Raw genomic sequence first — 18,303 nt, 5'->3', positions numbered from 1 at the left:
CCCTTGATTAAAGAAGGCTACGGTAGGAGTTGGCCCCCGATTCAGTAGTGGGCGGCAGACGCACTTGCTGTAGCTTTGGGGGGTCTCAAGTCGGAGATCACGCCCAGCACCACGTTTTTACAGCGGTGCAGGAAGCCTGCGCTATACTCTAAAATTGGCAGTGGAGGGGTCAAAGTAAAAATTACTATTTCATGCCTGTTCCAGCATCTGCCAGCCTCAGGGCTGATCAATTTCGTCATCCCCGCGATCGCGAGGCTACCCAAGCACTCCAACAACTGCCGGGGTTAGATATTCTCGTGCGATCGCTCTTAGGTTCGGTGGCGGAGCAGGCCTTTTACCTTGAGAACATTGGCAGTAGTCTGCGTCTAAGTGAGCGGCAATTGCCAGAGATTTACGCCCTCCATCTCGAAGCCTGTCGTATTTTAGGCTTAGAGCCTCCCCAGTTGTATCTCAAACAACACCCCGTTGCCAATGCCTACACCTTTGCCATGCAGGGCAAACAGCCTTTTGTGGTCCTGCACTCGGCGCTGGTGGAACTGCTGACACCCAAGGAATTACAAGCGGTCTTAGCCCATGAGTTGGGTCACCTCAAATGTGAGCATGGGGTTTATCTGACCATCGCCAACCTGTTGCTGTTGGCCACCAGTCAATTGTCTCCTTGGGGTTTGCTTTTGGCCCAGGGACTGCAAATGCAATTGCTACATTGGCTTCGCTGTGCTGAACTCACCTGCGATCGCGCTGCCCTATTGGTGACCCGCGACCCCCGTATTGTTGCTTCAGTTCTGATGAAACTTTCTGGAGGTTCACCACAGTGGAGCGATCGCCTGAATCTCGACGCCTTTATTGCCCAAGCGCGGGACTATGAGGCGGCCGATCGGGGCTGGTATGGGCTTTTCAAAGAATTACAGACCGCGCAGCTGACCCACCCACTACCGGTGCTGCGGGCACGGGAAATTCTTGATTGGGCGGAAACGCAGCAGTACGATCGCCTCGTCAAGCAATTACACCCTAGTTGTCAATAACGATGGCCAAACCTATTCCCTATCAACCCCTTTCACTGCGCCTTGCCCATGGGGTAATTGCGATTTTGGTGCTCCTTGCTCTGCTGTCAGGGTTTTGGGTCTATAACACCTACGATGGCCGCTGGGGAGCACTGCCCCTACCAAAGATTCCCGATATTCAAGGCCTCCACGGTACAATTGCCCTGGTCTTGCTATTGCTATTCCCCTTCTTTGCCCTCTACTGCTTCCATTGGGGCGATCGCCGCCTGGTACAGGAGAAAACGTTGCCGCAACTCCCTAAAGGAAACTGGCGGGCATGGCATCGGTTAGCAAATACCCTAATGCTGGTGGCCGTCACGTTTGCCCTGATCACGGGGCGGATGATGCAAGAGGAGTGGTTGCCCGCAGGCGAGCTCAATCGAGGCTGGTACTTAGCTCATTTAGCGGCTTGGAGTGTGGTGCTCCTGAGTTTGCTGGCTCACCTCATTCTCGGGGCAAAGGCCGGGGGGCGGCTACTTTTAGTTTCCATGCTCAGTTTTGCAATCCGCCCCGAGGATCGGCCGGTCGGGAACTGGTGGCGGGGCGGTAGGCTTAAACCTGCCAGTCCTCTGTTAGTCGGCCTAGAAATCATTGTTTTACTGGCAACTGGGGCGGCTTTTGTCTTGCCGGCTATCATAACTGCTCAATAATGCCCCGCAGGCGATCGTAGTCATCTTTGAGGAGTTGGTTCAGGTATTGGGCTGCCTGCACTAGCCACTGGCGATCGCGCTGTCGGAGTTGATACAAGGAACGGAGGGTTGCGGCTACTAGGGCATCACCGGGACCATAGCGCAGGGTCAACAGGGTTCGCAAAAAGGTCAATGTGTTACTGAAGGCAATCACCTCCTGTGGGGGACACCCATAGACCTGCTGGTGCATTTGGGGTGGGTGGGGGGGCAAATGGCGATAAAAGTGTTCCCTTTCCTGAAAGCCGGCAATGGCGATCGTGACCTCGGTTTTCAACATGGCAAAAATATGGGGCTGCTCTTGCCGTAGTTGCTCTAGGGATAGCCCCAAGGCGGTAGCCCGGTGAATTGTGTCAATGGGGGCTGTGACCACGTAGGCAACAACGCCATAAATGACGCGCTCGCCTTCTGGGATGCGCACCCAACTGCCCAGGGCAGGCACAGCCGGAAAATCTAGGGTGGCGGGCTCATGGCACTGGGCAATGCAGTGATCCGTTGCTGTCTGGACAATCTCAGCAAAGGGCTGGAGGGGAGGCGATCGCCACACCATCGTTTACTTTTTCGCTTTCCCTTTGGGGGTACTGAGCACCGGCTCCAGCTCGCCCATCTCAAAGGTCACTAATTTATCCCAGTTGCCGCCTTCAAAGAGCACTGCGACTTTGCCATCGGTAACCCGCTGCACAATCCCCTGGAATTGGTAGTAGGTATCGTTGGGGTTGATTACCTTCACGGTCATGCCGGGGAGAATCGTTATTATTAAGTCAGTGGTCATCGTTGTTTTATCCTAAAGCTGTTGATGTGAATGTATTATCTCCTGCCTTTGACCCCTTCAGGCCTTGCTGAGGGGTCACAAAGGATAAGTGTCAGCTATTGGTTGGATCACATTTTCTTTTTTCTTTAGCGGATTCTTTAACGGAGAGGGAGGGATTCGAACCCTCGGATAGGAGTTACCTGCCTATCAACAGATTAGCAATCTGCCGCTTTCGACCACTCAGCCACCTCTCCTTTGTGAAGGTTCTCTATTTTAGATCGATTTTCTCCCTATTTTCAATCCTCATGGGGCTGTGGCCTCTAGGGCGCGATCGCCAGCGGGAATCTATGTTAGAGTTTTGGCGAATGGGTGTGTGTTGTGGGAGTGAAGCAAATGACTGGATGCTGGCAATCTTCACCAGTGCTTAGGGGCAGTTCTACCGTGGCTAAGTTGAGCAGGCTGCACGTCTAAGCTCGCATGTTAAATGATCTTGCCCTGAAGCCCCAAAAAATACTCGTGTCGGGACTCCTGGCCCTCGCCCCTGTAACGCTGCCTAGCCTCGCTCAAGCTGCACCTCCAACGACGCCACTGGCACAGGCATCTTCGCCGCCAGCGCTAGATACCCTCACGCCTCTCCATTCCAATCTCCATAGACTGGCGCTTCCTGAGACGCTCAAGATTGATCTCAATCAGGCCCTCACCCTAGAGCAAGCGATTGAGGTGGCCATTCGCAACAACATTGGCCTCCAAATTAGTGAGCTACAACTACAACAGGCACGGGCCCAACTGCGACAGGTGCAAGCCCAGCTTTATCCCACCCTGACATTTCAAGCTAGCATTGGCCAAAATACTACCCCCGGCGGCCAGCCCGCCTACCTCCCCCTCAACTTTCAGCAGCAGCTCTCTTTACAACAACAGCAACAGCAACAGGCTCAGCAACAGCTTCTGGCTCAGCAACTGGCTGCCAGCACTCTTTTGAATACTGAGGTGCAACGGCTGCAACAGCGATTTCAAGGCCCCCAACTAAGGGCATTTTCAGATCAGCAAAACCTTGAGCTGCAACAGCAACTCCAGCAACTGCAAAACAGTGCCAGCCAAGCTGCAACCCCCGCCAACGTTACCCCAATTACCTTGGCACCCGTGAATCAACTAAATTACAGAAATTTTTTCACTAACCTTTTTGGTGCCACTGCCGGTGCTACTGCCAACGCAGCGCTGGTGATGAACTATACTCTGTTTGCTGGGGGCGGGCGATCGGCGGCCATTCAAGCGGCTCGCAACCAAGTGCGCTTCAGTGAACTGGAGGTACAACGCCAACTCCAACAACTGATCCTTGATGTAACAAACGATTACTATTTGGCGCAACAGGCCAAGGTGCAGGTACAAATCGCTGAAGCAGCCGTAGCCAATGCCCACGTGACCCTGCGGGATGCGACCGCCTTTGAGCAAGCAGGGATTGGCACGCTCTTGGACGTACTAACTGCCGAGGTGAATCTTGCCAATGCTCAGCAAAACTTGAATCAAGCGCGCAATTTGGAAATCACGACCCGGCGACAGTTGGCACAGCGATTGAATGTGAATCAGATGGTGGACGTGGCGATTGCTGAGCGCGTTGAACCCGCTGCGAAATGGTCACTTTCCCTTGAGGACAGTATTCTCCTTGCCTATCAGAACCGTGTGGAGTTAGAGCAGCAACTGCTGCGGCGGCGCATTGCCCTGAGCAATCGTCAAGTGGCCCTAGCTGCTACACGGCCTCAACTCAGTCTCTTTGCCAGTGGCAATATGCTAGACAAAGTCACAGATGATCTAGGCCCTCGCTTTGGCTATGGGGTAGGGCTGCAAATGCAACTAGCCCTCTTTGATGGTGGCAATGCCCGAGCGAGTGCCGCTCGTCAAGAAGCCCTTGCAGCCAGTGCCGAGGAACAGTATGCCAGCCAAAAGGACAGCATTCGCCTTGAGGTGGAAACAGCCTACATCAATCTCAAGGCCAATGAGAAAAACATTGCCACTGCCCAAACTGCCGTTACCCAAGCCACTGAAGGACTGCGCCTAGCGCGGTTGCGCTTCCAAGCGGGGGTGGGGACTCAACAGGAAGTGACTAATGCCGAAACTAATTTGACCCAAGCCCAAGGCAATCTCCTGGCAGCGATTTTGAACTACAATCGCTCTTTAGCAGCATTAAGGCGGGCGGTGGGTTATCCAGAACGCACGGGTTTAGGAGGAAGGCAATAGCGGATGGGCGATCGCAAGCGGGCATTGATCACGGGTATCACTGGCCAAGATGGCTCCTACCTCAGTGAGCTGCTCCTAGAGAAAGGCTATGAAGTGCATGGCATTATTCGCCGCACCTCCACATTTAATACTGATCGCATTGACCACATTTACGTTGACCCCCACCAAGAGGGAGCTACTCTGCGCCTACACTATGGCGATCTCACCGATGGCGGCACCCTACGACGCATTATCGAACTTAGCCAACCTGATGAAATTTATAATCTGGGGGCACAATCCCACGTGCGGGTAAGCTTTGATGCCCCCCAATATACCGTTGAAACTGTTGCCATGGGAACCCTGCGGCTCCTAGAGGCCATTCGCGAGTACCAAGAGCGCAGCGGCAAACAGGTGAAATTTTACCAGGCGGGTTCCTCGGAGATGTTTGGCCTCGTGCAGGAGGTACCGCAACGGGAAACCACACCCTTTTATCCCCGCAGTCCCTATGCCTGTGCCAAGGTCTATGCCCATTGGCAAACGGTCAATTATCGCGAGGCCTATCACCTTTTTGCCTGTAATGGCATTCTCTTTAACCACGAAAGTCCACGGCGGGGTGAAACATTCGTGACCCGCAAAATTACCCGTGCCGTTGCCCGCATTGTGGCTGGCCAGCAAAACAAGCTCTATTTGGGCAACTTAGACGCCAAACGGGACTGGGGCTACGCCAAAGACTATGTGCGTGCCATGTGGCTGATGCTGCAACAGGAGCAACCCGATGACTATGTGGTGGCCACGGGGGAAACCCACTCTGTGCGGGAATTTCTTGAGCTGGCCTTTGGGTATGTGGGTCTGAACTGGGAGGATTACGTGGAATTTGACCCCCGCTATCTACGTCCCACGGAGGTGGATCTACTCTTGGGAGATCCCACTAAGGCAAAAACAGTATTGGGTTGGCAGCCCTCGGTTACATTTCCTGAGCTGGTGGCCCTGATGGTGGAAGCCGATCTCCATGCCGTGGGGATTCAAGGAACCACTCCCAAAACCACCTCCGACACCGTCCTGGATCTCATTGCCCAGCGGCAGTTTATTAGTAAGGCAGACTAGCCATGGATCTAAGTCAAAAAAGAATTCTGGTCACCGGGGGGGCGGGATTTTTGGGACGCCACGTGGTAGCGCAATTACAAGCAGCCGGGGCAACACCTGAGCGCATTACGGTGGTGCGATCGCGCGACTACGATCTGCGGCAACTGTCTGCCTGTCAAGCGGTGGTTCAAGGCCAAGATATTGTCATTCACCTGGCTGCCCATGTGGGGGGCATTGGTCTCAATCAAGCCAAGCCCGCCGAGCTGTTTTATGACAATTTGATCATGGGGGCACAACTGATTGACTGTGCCTATCGGGCTGGCGTGGAAAAATTCGTCTGTGTGGGGACGATTTGCGCCTATCCTAAATTCACCCCGGTTCCCTTCAAAGAAAGTGATCTCTGGAACGGTTACCCCGAAGAAACGAACGCTCCCTACGGCATTGCTAAGAAAGCCCTCCTCGTGCAATTACAAGCCTATCGGCAGCAGTATGGCTTTAATGGCATTTATCTCCTGCCAGTAAACCTCTATGGCCCCGGAGATAACTTTGATCCTGAGAGTTCCCACGTGATTCCCGCCTTGATTCGCAAAGTGCATACTGCCCAGCAACAGGGGGATGCTCGGATTGCCGTATGGGGCGATGGCACTCCTAGCCGGGAATTCCTTTATGTGGAAGATGCTGCCCGCGGCATTGTCATGGCTACCCAGGCCTATAGTGATCCCGATCCTGTTAACCTCGGCACCGGGGAGGAGATCACCATTAGGGAGCTGGTGGCTCTCATCTCCGACCTGATGGACTTTCACGGTGAAATTGAATGGCAAACCGATAAACCCAATGGTCAGCCCCGCCGCTGCCTTGACACGAGCAAAGCTAAAAAGGCCTTTGGGTTTTTCGCCCGCATTTCCCTGAAAGAGGGCTTAGAACGCACCATTGCTTGGTATCGCCAGCACGCTGCATCCCTATGACCAATTTGTCTTAATCCAGGTCTTAATCCAGAGGTTGTCGGTGACACGCCCAATTCCCCAAAGGGGATGACAATTATGGGTGGGAGCGGTATTGGCAATCAGCCGTTGGGCAGGGGACGCGATCGCCCACAATCAAGGTGCGCCACTGGTCTGGCTTTAAGTGGGTTTGTGCCACCCGCTGCAGATCCGCGGCGGTTGCTGCTTTGACCGCTTGCTGATAGCGGAAAATAAAATCCTTCGGCAAGTCATAGTATTCGTAGCGCAGGAGGCGATTCAGAATTTGCAGGCGATCGCGAAAATTAAAAACAAAGGAGTTGAGAATGCTGTCCTTGGCATAATTCAGTTCTGCTGAGCCCACAGGTTCCTGTTGCAATCGCTCAATTTCCTGGCGGAGGGCGCTGAGAAACTTGGCTGTGGTCGCTGTTTGGGTTTGGCCGACACCATAAAACACCCCCGGATAGTCAGATTCCGGACTCCAAGCGGCATAGACACTATAGGCCAACCCTTGGCGCGATCGCACCTCGTTGAAAAGACGCCCGCCAAAGCCATTGAGAACGCCATTGAGGACATAGAGGGTAAACACATCTGGATCTTTGAGGGTTCCCCCCAATTGGCCGGTATAGATGTAGCTTTGGGAGAGATGGGGGCGATGAATCACCACCGTTGCTGGGGAGGTATCGGCCGTCACTGGTGGCAAGGGAGGAAGTGGTGGTAAGTGCGGCGGATCCTGCCATGGGCCAAAAATGGCCTGCAGGCGATCGCCCATTTCCGAGGCATCAAAATCGCCCACCAACCCCAACATGCAGCGGGAGGGAGCCAGATAGGTCCGGTAAAATTGCTGCACATCGGCAGGGGTAATGTTGGCAAGTGTTTCTAGCTCTTGAGTGCGAGCGTAGGGACTCTCAGCGCCATAAATCAGCTTGTAAAATTCCCGTTCTGCTTGGGCATTGGGTTGATCATCACGGCGTTGAATGATTCCCTGGCGGCGCCGAATCGCCAATTCAAAGCGCTCTGGTTCTACTGCTGGGGCTTGGAGCATTTCCGCCAGTAGGTTCAGTACTGCCTCGCTGTGCTCCTTGAGGCTGTTGAAATTAATCCGTCCTAAACTTTTGCCGACGCCGGATTCAATGGCTGCCGCCCGATCCTCCAGCCATTCGTCAATTGCAGCAGCCCGGTGGGCTTGGGTGCCGCCTGTGCGAATCAGCTCCCCACTGATTTCTGCTAAACCCACTTGCGCGGGGGGATCCCAGCGACTACCTGCCCGAAAGATCAAAGTTCCCCGCACTAGCGGCCACTCGTGATCCTCCAGGAGATAGACCACCATGCCATTGCTCAACTGACGGCGCTCATAGGCCGGTACTTGTATCTCTGCTAACGGCGGAAAGGTCAATTCGGTGTAGTGCTTGGGGGTCATGGCCCTTGCCGGGGAGGGTGGGATCAACCATAGCAGGAGAGTAGATAAAATACCAAGGTAGAGCGATCGCCACAATGGATAGTGCTGTGGGAGAAAGACAGCCATGATCAAAGCGACAAAGAAAATTAAGTTAGGATGACTCTATCTTAAGAAGTGTTCCGGTTTAATTTATGTTATCAATAAAATGCAGTACTTTAATTTTTTTTTGTAAGCGGGATAAAGTCCTAGAGCGTAGAATAGCAAATTAAGAATAGCAAATCAGTTTTTCCATCAAATACTGGTTTAATTGGGAATACTGGTTCAACTAGAAAGTTTGCGGTGAAAACCGTTCCCCCATGACAATTTGTCGAGGCTATTGATGTGAGCTCTGATCCGGCGAAGAAGTGGCGCCATCTCCTCGTGATTGAAGATCAGGAGGGTCGGCGTATCCTTCACCTCAAAGCCAGCACCTATACCATTGGGCGCCATCCAAGCAATACGATTGTGCTCAAGTCGCCAATGATTTCCCGGCAGCACGCGGTTTTGTTACGGGTGCTAGATCCCAGCAGTGGTAATTTTTTCTTTCGCCTCATTGATGGCGACCTCCAAGGAAGGCGCAGCGTCAACGGTCTGACTGTCAATGGCAAGCCCTGCCAGTCCCACATTCTTCAGCATGGCGATGTAATTGTCTTTGGCGGTGCTGTGCGCGCCCGCTACCACGCGATCGCCCATATTTCCGACTCAGGATTCAAGCGCTATACCCATGCTCTTGCAGCCTTCAGCATTCCGGGCCAGGAGGTGGGTTTCTTTAAGGAGGCCCTGATTGGCAATCAAGGACCTGAGTCAACAGACCTGCAACTGCTGCGGCTGTCATCTTTTCCAGAACTCAGCCCCTACCCGATTATTGAGCTTACCCTCGACGGCCAACTCACCTATCTCAATCCGGCAGCCATTCAAGAGTTGCCCCAGTTGATGGATGAAGAACATCCCCTGCTGGCGTGGCTCAAAAACTGGTCGTTAGAAAAGCGACGATTCTCCGTTGAAGAAATTAACATTGGCGATCGCGCCTATGAAGCAACCATTCATCTGTTGCCTGCCAGCGAGTTAATTCGCTGCTACCTCACCGACATTACCCAGCGCAAGCGCTCAGAATTGGCGCTGCGTATTAGTGAGGAGCGCTACGCCCTTGCGGCCGAAGCGGCCAATGATGGCCTTTGGGATTGGGATATTAGCAATCGCTTGATGTACTATTCTCCCCGCTGGGAGGCGCTGGTGGGTGAAGCGGCCGGTACCCTCAAACCCATGATTGAGGAATGGTGGCGTCGGGTCCACCCCGAGGACCGAAAACAGTTGCAACAGCATCTGAAGGAGCACCTGCTGGGTCTGCGTCCCCTTTTCGAGTGTGAGTTTCGCCTCCGGCACCGGGATGGCAACTACCGCTGGATGCGATCGCGGGGGAAAGCCCTGCGCAATGCGCAAGGCCAGCCCTACCGCATGGCCGGCTCCATGACCGATGTCACGGGATACCACCGGATTCAGGAGCAACTGCTCCATGATGCACTCCACGATGCCATGACGGGTTTACCCAACCGAGTGCTTTTTATGGACCGCCTGAATCAAGCCATCGCCCGTCGTGGGCGGCGTCCCCACTCCCTCTTTGCCGTGTTGTTTTTGGATGTGGATCGCTTTAAGGTGATCAACGATAGCTTGGGGCACTGCGCAGGCGATCAGCTGCTGATTGCAATTGCCCAACGACTTACCAGTTGTACCCGCGCTGAGGATACAGTGGCGCGCCTTGGCGGCGACGAGTTTGCGATTCTGCTGTCGGACCTAACCGCTCCAGCCCAAGGGATGACGGCAGCAGAACGGATTTTGCTGGCCTTGAGCCGCCCTTTCCTTGTAGAGGGCCATGAAATCTTTACCAGTGCCAGTATTGGCATTGCCTTTCCAAGTGGCGACAGTCAGAGGGCTGAGGATCTGCTGCGGGATGCCGATACAGCCATGTACCGGGCCAAATCTCTGGGTAAGGCTCGCTATGAAGTATTCAGTATGGGGATACGCGCCCAGACGGTCGCTCTCATGCAAATGGAAACAGACCTGCGCCGAGCAGCAGAACGTCAGGAGTTTTTGGTTTACTATCAGCCAATTGTTAATCTATCAACGCTCAAGATTGTTGGTTTTGAAACACTACTGCGCTGGCAACATCCTGAACGGGGCATCATTGCCCCCGGCCAATTCATGACGGTAATCGAAGAAACAGGGTTGATCCTACCCGTGAGTTGGTGGGTTATGACCGAAGCTTGTCGCCAAATGCAGCGCTGGGCAGCGGTCTTTCCCTGGAGCCGTGAGCTGACTATTAGTGTCAACCTCAGTGGACGTCATTTTCAACAGCCAGATTTGCTGCCCAATTTAAAGTCTATTTTAGCGGAAACAGGGTTTCCGGCGCCACGATTGCGCCTTGAGGTCACTGAGGGGGTTCTCATTGATAACAAGGACGTCGCGATCGCCGCTCTTGAGGAAATTCGGGCTATGGGCATTGGCATTTATATGGATGATTTTGGCACGGGCTATTCTTCCCTGAGCTATCTACACCGTTTTCCCATTGACACGCTAAAAATTGATCGTTCATTTATTGCCAACTTCAACTGTGAGGAAGCCTCGGCCACGATTGTGCAGGTGATTCTCATACTGGCTCACTCCTTGCGCCTAAAGGTGGTGGCGGAGGGCATTGAAACACGCGAACAGTATGGCCTGCTTAAGACCCTAGGGTGTGACTATGGGCAGGGCTATTTCTTTGCCCGTCCCCTCTCGGCGCAGCAGGTAGAAAAATTATTGGCGACACAATTTTTGCCATCCCTAGTAGGCACCGCTACCAACGAGGACAATACGCACAGTTTCCACAAGAATTTCTAAATCCAGATTCAAAGACCAGTTGTCAATGTAGTAAAGATCGAGGCGTGCTGCTTCGTCAAAATCAGCAATTTGGGAGCGACCAGAGATTTGCCATAGGCCCGTTATACCGGGCATCACTTGATGGCGAATATGATGCCAGGAATGGAAACGGGCAACATCCCGTAGGGGTAGGGGACGGGGTCCGACTAAACTCATGTCTCCCCAGAGGACGTTAAACAGTTGGGGCAGTTCATCAATACTGGTTTTGCGCAGAAAACTGCCGAGGCGCGTGCGACGCGGATCGTTTTTAACTTTGAACAGAATGCCATCAGCGGCCTCATTTTGTGCCTCCAACTGGGCTTGCAGTTGCGGTGCGTCGGCACGCATGGTGCGAAATTTCCACATTTGAAAGACCTGTCCATGGAGTCCCACTCGTTCTTGGCGGAAGAAGACAGGCCCTGGGGAGGTGAGTTTGATGGCGATCGCCACGACGATAAATAGGGGCGCCAGCACCACAAGGCCAATGAGGGCCAAAATCACATCCAAATAGCGTTTCAGCCGATACTCCCAGCCCTGCAGGTAGGTCATATCCACCCGTAGGGTCGGCAAAGCCGCCACAATTTCTGGCGTGCCGCGGCGGTAGAGCATTTCCACACTAGAGGGGATTAGGCGCAGGGCAATGCCATGTTGTCGCAGTTGCCAATAGAGGGTAGAGGCCAGGTGAGCTGGGGGCAATCCCTCGACAACCACCTCTTGGGCTTGGCAGTTGAGAATCGCAGCGAGGGTTGCCGGTTCGTTGGCCGTGCTGGCGATCGCAGTGCCGACAATTTTGTAGTTAGCGCGTTGTGCCAGCAGCGTGCTGAGGTACTCCTGTCGCTCTGGGGGCGCCACGAGAAAGGCCCGTATCGGTTGCCGCAGGCTCCAAATTTTGAAGCCTAAACTCACCCCTAGCCGCAGGACGACCGCCAAGACCACACTTAGGCCCCAAGCACTAAAAAACAGTGAGCGCGGCAAATCCACTTTTGGATCATAGAAGTAGGCGATCGCCAGCGCCAACAAGTAGCCCAAGCTCAACACCTTGGCTAGGCGCAAATAATTTTTCCAATGTCCCCGCGGGTGATAAAGCCCACTCAGGGCAACCAAAAACAACAGACCCCCTGTAAAAAGCCAAAAGACACTAGGCAACCCCCACCAGTACCAAGTGGCTAGATCAGGGGGAAGGGGGGCATAAAAGCGATTCAGTTGCAGTGCCAGCTTCCAGGCCAGCACCAGCCCCAGTAAGTCGCTCGCCAAGAGCAACAGGGCAAAGGCGGTTTCTGAACGCAGCACCATCCTAGGGGAGCGGGGGGCCCGAATATCCCGGGGAGAAGCTTGCGAACGCATGATGAACGCATGATTAAAGTTAAGACAACAACAATGGCTAAGGGTTAGTATTCCGCAGAACCGTCGGCCGCGATCGCACTGCAATATCTCTTTGCAGCCCCCGATAGATGCTTGAGAATAGGGATAGATAGCCCAGCAAACAACCCCCCTGAAGGTCTCATGTCTAGCAACCTGATTTACCCTTCTACCCTCTTGCTCACTAGCCTGTTGGCAATTGGGTTTGTCTTTTTTATTCGTGCCTCCACCAAAGAACGCATTGAAACCCAAGAATGGCTCATTGCCCAGCCCATCACTGAACTTGCCCCCCGCCTTAAGCAGTATTTTCAGCAGCGCGGCTACCGCCTCGACGCCGTGAGTGCCGATGGCACTGAAGTGACCTTTCAGGGACAGGTTGCCGCCAGTCCCCTTGTAGCCGCATTGCTCTTTGCCCTAGCGGTTGCCAGTACCACAGCCATTGCCCTGGTGTTAACTGTGCTTTTTCCCAAGGGGGGCATTCTGGCCTTTAGTCTCATTGGCCTTGCCCCCATTGCCCCCTGGTTTTACTGGCGCGGTGCCCAGCGGCTAGAAACCGTGAGGGTTTGGTTGCAGCCCCATGAGATTGGTTCTCAACTGACCCTGGAGGGACATCGCGATGAACTAATCACCTTCGAGGACAGGGTACTGAGGCCAGAGGCGGAGGTCAGGGGTATCCACTGCCGAGATTCGTAAATTGAGTGACGTCTAGGGAATCACCTTGAATATGATCAATCGTTTCGTGACTACGGCGGCTTTTTACACGTCTGGGGGCAAAATAATCCCTGACTGGAGCGGGGCGCTTTGCTAGAATCAGTCAACAGATAGTTTTTCTGTGGTCAGCGTTCAGCTATCGCCACAAGGTATCTTGCGAGGTCGGGTTTTTATGCACCTAAGTGAACTCACCCATCCCAACCAGTTGCATGGGTTGTCCATTGCCCAATTGACTCAAATTGCCGCCCAAATTCGCGACAAACATTTGGAAACGGTAGCGGCGACCGGCGGCCACCTCGGGCCCGGCCTAGGCGTTGTTGAACTCACCCTGGCACTCTACCAAACCCTTGATTTAGATAAAGACCGCGTGGTCTGGGATGTGGGGCACCAAGCCTATCCCCACAAAATGTTGACGGGTCGCTACAACAACTTCCACACCCTGCGCCAAAAAGGGGGGATTGCCGGTTACTTAAACCGGCGGGAAAGTCCCTTTGATCACTTTGGGGCTGGTCATGCCTCCACGAGTATTTCGGCAGCTTTGGGGATGGCGATCGCCCGCGATCTCAAGGGGGAAAACTTCAAGGTAGTGGCCATTATTGGCGATGGCGCCCTGACGGGGGGCATGGCCCTAGAGGCCATTAATCATGCCGGCCACCTGCCCCACACCAACCTGATGGTGGTGCTCAACGACAATGAAATGTCTATTTCCCCCAATGTGGGGGCGATTCCCCGCTATCTGAATAAAATCCGCCTCTCACCGCAGGTGCAATTTATTACCGATAACCTCGAAGAGCAGTTTAAGCATATCCCCTTCTTTGGTGAAAACCTGACCCCGGAGATGCAGCGCATCAAGGAGGGGATGAAGCGCCTTGCCGTTCCTAAGGTGGGCGCTGTCTTTGAGGAATTAGGCTTTACTTATGTAGGCCCTGTGGATGGCCATAATTTGGAGGAACTAATTGCCACATTCCAGCATGCCCACACCATTCCTGGTCCGGTGCTAGTTCATGTTGCCACCGTGAAGGGCAAAGGCTACGCCATCGCCGAGAAGGACCAAGTGGGCTACCATGCCCAAAACCCCTTTGATCTGGTCACCGGTAAGGCCAAACCCTCTAGCAAACCCAAGCCCCCCAGTTACTCCAAGGTCTTTGGCGAAACCTTGACGAAACTTGCAGAAAATGATCCGCGCATTGTGGGCATTACGGCAGCCATGGCTACAGGAACCGGCTTGGATATTCTGCAAAAACGGCTGCCCAAACAGTACATTGATGTCGGGATTGCCGAGCAGCATGCGGTAACAATGGCGGCGGGGATGGCCACCCAGGGCATGCGCCCTGTGGTGGCAATTTACTCCACATTCCTCCAGCGCGCCTATGACCAAATTATCCATGACGTCTGCATCCAAAAGTTACCGGTCTTCTTTTGCATGGATCGGGCGGGGATTGTCGGTGCCGATGGCCCTACCCACCAGGGGATGTATGACATTGCCTATTTGCGCTGCCTACCCAATATGGTGCTGATGGCCCCCAAGGATGAGGCGGAACTGCAACGGATGATTGTAACCGGTATCAACTACACCGAGGGACCGATCGCCCTGCGCTATCCCCGCGGCAATGGCTATGGTGTCGCCCTCATGGAGGAGGGCTGGGAACCCCTTGCAATTGGCAAAGGAGAGCTTTTGCGCTCCGGTGAAGATGTTCTCCTAGTAGCCTACGGCTCAATGGTCTATCCGGCGATGCAGGTGGCGGAAATCCTCAAGGAACACGGCATGAGTGCCGCCGTGATCAATGCTCGCTTTGCCAAGCCCTTGGATACGGAGTTGATTCTACCCTTGGCAAAACAAATTGGCCGTGTGGTCACTCTGGAGGAGGGCTGCCTGATGGGGGGCTTTGGCTCGGCGGTGCTTGAGGCACTGCAGGAGGCGGATATTTTGGTGCCGGTGCTGCGTTTGGGGGTACCGGATATCTTGGTCGAGCACGCCAGTCCCGATGAATCAAAAGCTGACTTGGGGCTCACCCCCCCACAAATGGCCAAAACGATCATGCAGAAATTTGGGGTTACTGAAGCGACGGTGGTGACCGCCTCCTCCTAGGGACGCGCCAGAACAATCACGGCATTTTGGCCGCCAAAGCCATAGCTACAGCAGAGAATGTATCCTAAGGGAGCAGGGCGGCTCTTTTGGACAATGTCAAGGTCAAAGTCGGGAGCCTCACAGCCAACACAGGGAGGAATCTGCTGTTCCCGCAACGACAGGCAAGAGAGGGCAACCGCGATCGCGCCAGCAGCCCCTAAGGTATGCCCAAGGGCACCTTTATGACTGGTGACCGCAACCCCTTGACCAAAAAGGGTTTGAATCCAAGCGGCTTCGGCGGCATCGTTGCGCCGCGTGCCCGTACCGTGACTATGGATACAGTCAATCTGGCGCGGTGTTAGCTCTGCCTGAGCCAAGGCCTTTTGAATCGCTAGGAGAGCACCCGTTTGGTTGAGACTGGGCGCAGCCATATTCTCAGCATCGGCACTGAGACCTACCCCCGCAATTCGGGCATAGGGTTCAATACCTCGCGATCGCGCTCGTTCTGGGGATTCCAAGACAAGGAGGGCACCACCGGCCGCCAAGCCAAATCCCTGCCGCTGGCGATCGAAGGGAGCTGCCCGCTCCTGAGCCAAGACCCCCAACTGGCGAAAGCCGGCCAAGGTTAAGGGGGAGATGGCGGATTCAACGCCTCCAGCCAACACCAGATCGCAATACCCCTGGGCAATCAAGAGTGCCCCTTGGGCAATCGCCCAGATTCCCGTGGCACAGGCGGCGGTGGGATTGAGCACCATCCCCTGAATGCCGGCAATGTGCGCGACCTGCTGCGAAACAGTTGCTGGCAAGGTTTGTAGCCATGTTTCTCGCGAAAGGGAAGGCTGTCGTAACCATATTTCCCACTGGGCTTGAAAACCGCGACTGGAGCCGACCACTACCGCGGCACTGCCTAGGGGAGCTGTTAATTTTGCATCGTTGAGGGCTTGAGTCGTAGTCGTTTCAATAATTTTCTCGACGGGCAAGGTCGTTGCCCCCACCAGTCCTTCAGGGGTGGCTATGAGGGCTGTCTGGCCCTGACAGTAGCGCTGCCAGGTAGCGATCGCGGTGTCCCCAAGCCCTGTCCATAGACCAATCCCAGTAATCAGAACATTCACTGCCCAATTAATTCAAGATATGATTGACGTCATTGACACTGTGACGTGAGGACCGCAGGCTTGGAAACGGCAGCAGAGTACTGTGTAGTGATTGCTACTACAGCTACGGAAGCTGAGGCACTCTCCTTAGCCGATCAACTGGTGGCGGAGCACCTGGCTGCCTGTGTGCAGATTCTACCTGTTCAATCAATATACCGTTGGCAAGGAGCGGTGCATCGCGATCCAGAATGGCAATTGCTCATTAAAACTCGCATCGCTTTATTTGAGCAGGTGCGCGATCGCCTGCAGGCATTACACAGCTATGATGTCCCAGAGATCATTGCCCTGCCCATCATTGCTGGTTCTCCTACCTATTTGAATTGGATCAAGGAGCAAACTCAAAAGCCATCTAGAGGTTAAGAAGATCTGAATCCAAGAGCATAAACTTTGTATTACATTACCCACATCAATAACCTACCCTCTAGCTTCCACTATGGCATTCTTTGCCACTAACAAGTTATAGAGCGTCGTCTTTCCCGCCACCGATTGATAAGGCAGAAATTGTGACGCGGCGGCAGCAACGTCTCACGCTGCAGGGTCGGAGCTATGGGAGTATGACAACCTCTATTTGCTAGCCCGCAATCCGATGTTCTATGCAGATTCAGGTTGCTCTTGACTTGCCCGAAGCACAAGAGGTGCCAGTTGAGTTTTTAGCCAAGGATTTCTGATGGGCTTGTTAAGGCGATCGCCAACCTCTGCGCTCCAACTAGCTAAAAACACCTAGACACGAGTTCAGCTAAAACTTAAGATAAAGAAATGGTCTCCCTTGCTCGGAAAAATCTTTTAGAAGACTTTAGTCGTTTTCTCGTTGCTCAACTGGGCATCACCTTTGCTGTCAGTCTCGTCACTATTCAAACGGGACTCCTTGAGGGATTTAGTCGCTCCGCCACTCTCTTGGTGAGCAAAAGCCAAGCGGATTTCTGGATTGCCTCGAATGAGCTGCGTTATTTTGGCCTGACATTGCCCATTGAGTATCAAGCTGTCCTTGATGCCCAAGCAGTTGAAGGGGTTGCGGCTGCAGAGCCACTCCTGATGCAGTCGGCCGTGTGGCGCCGTTCAGAGACAGAGGCGATCGATCCAGTGCAAGTGGTGGGTCTTGAGCCGACAGGAACCTTGCTGCCTTTGACGACAGTTGCTGGTGCAGCCCTAAGGAAGCTAGAGGAACCCTACAGTGTCATCGTGGATCGCATTGATCTCAATGCCCTTTCCCTCACGGCTCTGGGGGAGAAAGGTCGTGTGAATAACTACCCAGCGACGGTCATTGGCTGGACGCGCGGTGTTAAATCAATTGTCTCTAGCCCCTATGTCTTTACCTCGCTGGAAACTGCGAACCTTTACTTGAACTTCCCGCGGTTTGATACCAGTGAACCGGTACCCGAATTTTTGCCGTTGGTGTCCCCCAGTACCCGCATCACTTATGTCATGGTTAAAGCAAAGCCAGGAGAGGATTTGGCAAAGGTGCAGGAGCGATTGCGGGCAGCATTTCCCAACTATCAAGTGCTCAGTCGTGCCGCCCTGACTGAAATGACCCGGCGCTATTGGTTGGCCAGTACCAGTGTGGGGTTCATTTTGGGTCTAGGGGCAGGGGTGGGCATGGTTGTAGGGATAGTGATTGTGAGTCAGATTCTCTATTCCTCTGTGAGCGATCGCCTACAGGAGTATGGCACCCTCAAGGCGATGGGGGCTGCTGACGGGTACTTGTATCGAATTATTATTGAGCAAGCCCTGTGGATGGCCGTACTGGGTTATCTGCCCGGTTTAGGCCTGTGCTGGGGGCTGGGGATGTGGACCATGCAAGCTCGTGCCATCCAAATCATCATTACCCCTCAACTTGCCTTAGCCGTTTTTAGTGCCACCGTGGCCATGTGTGTCAGTGCTTCCCTATTGGCAGTGCAAAAAGTGATGCGCCTTGATCCTGCCCAAGTCTTTCGAGCTTGAATCATGCCTCGCCCTA

The 18,303-nt window shown here is 53.9% G+C and carries 15 protein-coding genes and 1 tRNA gene; 10 read left to right on the top strand and 6 right to left on the bottom strand.

Annotated elements, in window-relative coordinates:
* Window positions 1-191 precede the first annotated feature (191 nt).
* Window positions 192-1,022 carry a M48 family metallopeptidase gene (locus tag Q0W94_RS06840; protein WP_297756990.1) on the top strand — a complete coding sequence of 277 codons (831 nt, stop codon included), beginning with the start codon at window positions 192-194 and terminating at the stop codon, window positions 1,020-1,022.
* Window positions 1,023-1,024: 2 nt separating this feature from the next.
* The gene (locus tag Q0W94_RS06835) at window positions 1,025-1,690 is read left to right on the top strand and encodes a cytochrome b/b6 domain-containing protein (protein ID WP_297756985.1); all 666 of its coding nucleotides are present in this window, start codon (window positions 1,025-1,027) and stop codon (window positions 1,688-1,690) included.
* On the opposite strand, the gene Q0W94_RS06830 is transcribed toward Q0W94_RS06835, so the two are convergent.
* The 3 genes from Q0W94_RS06830 to Q0W94_RS06820 form a co-directional block, all read right to left on the bottom strand.
* Complete coding sequence (locus tag Q0W94_RS06830) at window positions 1,674-2,276, bottom strand: HAS-barrel domain-containing protein (protein WP_297756983.1); 603 nt, start codon at window positions 2,274-2,276, stop codon at window positions 1,674-1,676. The genes Q0W94_RS06835 and Q0W94_RS06830 overlap by 17 nt on opposite strands.
* A gap of 3 nt (window positions 2,277-2,279) precedes the next feature.
* The gene (locus Q0W94_RS06825) at window positions 2,280-2,498 is read right to left on the bottom strand and encodes an NAD(P)H dehydrogenase subunit NdhS (RefSeq protein WP_297756979.1); all 219 of its coding nucleotides are present in this window, start codon (window positions 2,496-2,498) and stop codon (window positions 2,280-2,282) included.
* A gap of 141 nt (window positions 2,499-2,639) precedes the next feature.
* Window positions 2,640-2,731: transfer RNA gene (locus Q0W94_RS06820), tRNA-Ser, on the bottom strand.
* 223 nt (window positions 2,732-2,954) lie between these two features.
* On the opposite strand from Q0W94_RS06820, the gene Q0W94_RS06815 reads away from it, so the two are divergent.
* The 3 genes from Q0W94_RS06815 to Q0W94_RS06805 are packed head-to-tail and all read left to right on the top strand — an operon-like array spanning window position 2,955 to window position 6,736.
* A complete protein-coding gene (locus Q0W94_RS06815) occupies window positions 2,955-4,709 on the top strand; it encodes a TolC family protein (protein WP_297756976.1) in 1,755 nt (584 codons plus the stop codon).
* Between the two features lie 3 nt (window positions 4,710-4,712).
* On the top strand, window positions 4,713-5,792 hold the full coding sequence (gene gmd / locus Q0W94_RS06810; protein ID WP_297756973.1) for a GDP-mannose 4,6-dehydratase: 1,080 nt from the start codon (window positions 4,713-4,715) through the stop codon (window positions 5,790-5,792).
* Between the two features lie 2 nt (window positions 5,793-5,794).
* Window positions 5,795-6,736: a GDP-L-fucose synthase gene (locus Q0W94_RS06805; RefSeq protein ID WP_297756971.1), complete on the top strand. Its 942-nt coding sequence runs from the start codon at window positions 5,795-5,797 to the stop codon at window positions 6,734-6,736.
* Between the two features lie 73 nt (window positions 6,737-6,809).
* Here Q0W94_RS06805 and Q0W94_RS06800 read toward each other — a convergent pair whose 3' ends face one another.
* Entirely contained in the window at window positions 6,810-8,255 is a 1,446-nt protein-coding gene (locus Q0W94_RS06800; RefSeq protein WP_297756970.1) for a pitrilysin family protein, read from the bottom strand.
* A gap of 255 nt (window positions 8,256-8,510) precedes the next feature.
* Between Q0W94_RS06800 and Q0W94_RS06795 the strand changes: the two genes are divergently transcribed.
* Window positions 8,511-11,042, top strand: coding sequence for an EAL domain-containing protein (locus Q0W94_RS06795; protein WP_297756968.1), 2,532 nt, complete (start codon window positions 8,511-8,513; stop codon window positions 11,040-11,042).
* Here Q0W94_RS06795 and Q0W94_RS06790 read toward each other — a convergent pair.
* Window positions 10,986-12,404 carry a sugar transferase gene (locus Q0W94_RS06790; protein WP_297756966.1) on the bottom strand — a complete coding sequence of 473 codons (1,419 nt, stop codon included), beginning with the start codon at window positions 12,402-12,404 and terminating at the stop codon, window positions 10,986-10,988. The two genes, Q0W94_RS06795 and Q0W94_RS06790, sit on opposite strands and share 57 nt — an antisense overlap.
* A 159-nt stretch (window positions 12,405-12,563) precedes the next feature.
* Here Q0W94_RS06790 and Q0W94_RS06785 point away from each other — a divergent pair, with 159 nt between their 5' ends.
* Together Q0W94_RS06785 and dxs are read left to right on the top strand one after the other, a co-directional pair.
* Window positions 12,564-13,112 (top strand): cofactor assembly of complex C subunit B, encoded by a 549-nt coding sequence (locus Q0W94_RS06785; RefSeq protein WP_297756964.1) that lies wholly within the window; start codon window positions 12,564-12,566, stop codon window positions 13,110-13,112.
* Between the two features lie 190 nt (window positions 13,113-13,302).
* Window positions 13,303-15,219 (top strand): 1-deoxy-D-xylulose-5-phosphate synthase, encoded by a 1,917-nt coding sequence (gene dxs, locus Q0W94_RS06780; protein ID WP_297756963.1) that lies wholly within the window; start codon window positions 13,303-13,305, stop codon window positions 15,217-15,219.
* Here dxs and Q0W94_RS06775 read toward each other — a convergent pair.
* Complete coding sequence (locus tag Q0W94_RS06775) at window positions 15,216-16,310, bottom strand: beta-ketoacyl-ACP synthase (RefSeq protein WP_297756961.1); 1,095 nt, start codon at window positions 16,308-16,310, stop codon at window positions 15,216-15,218. The genes dxs and Q0W94_RS06775 overlap by 4 nt on opposite strands.
* Before the next feature lie 60 nt (window positions 16,311-16,370).
* Here Q0W94_RS06775 and cutA point away from each other — a divergent pair, with 60 nt between their 5' ends.
* A complete protein-coding gene (cutA, locus tag Q0W94_RS06770) occupies window positions 16,371-16,709 on the top strand; it encodes a divalent-cation tolerance protein CutA (protein WP_297756960.1) in 339 nt (112 codons plus the stop codon).
* Window positions 16,710-17,105: 396 nt separating this feature from the next.
* Entirely contained in the window at window positions 17,106-18,287 is a 1,182-nt protein-coding gene (locus Q0W94_RS06765; RefSeq protein ID WP_297756959.1) for an ABC transporter permease, read from the top strand.
* The last annotated feature ends 16 nt before the right edge of the window (window positions 18,288-18,303 follow it).

This window comes from Thermosynechococcus sp., from assembly GCF_025999095.1.
In the GTDB taxonomy this organism is placed as follows: domain Bacteria; phylum Cyanobacteriota; class Cyanobacteriia; order Thermosynechococcales; family Thermosynechococcaceae; genus Thermosynechococcus.
This window is presented reverse-complemented; position numbering and strand designations above follow the sequence as displayed.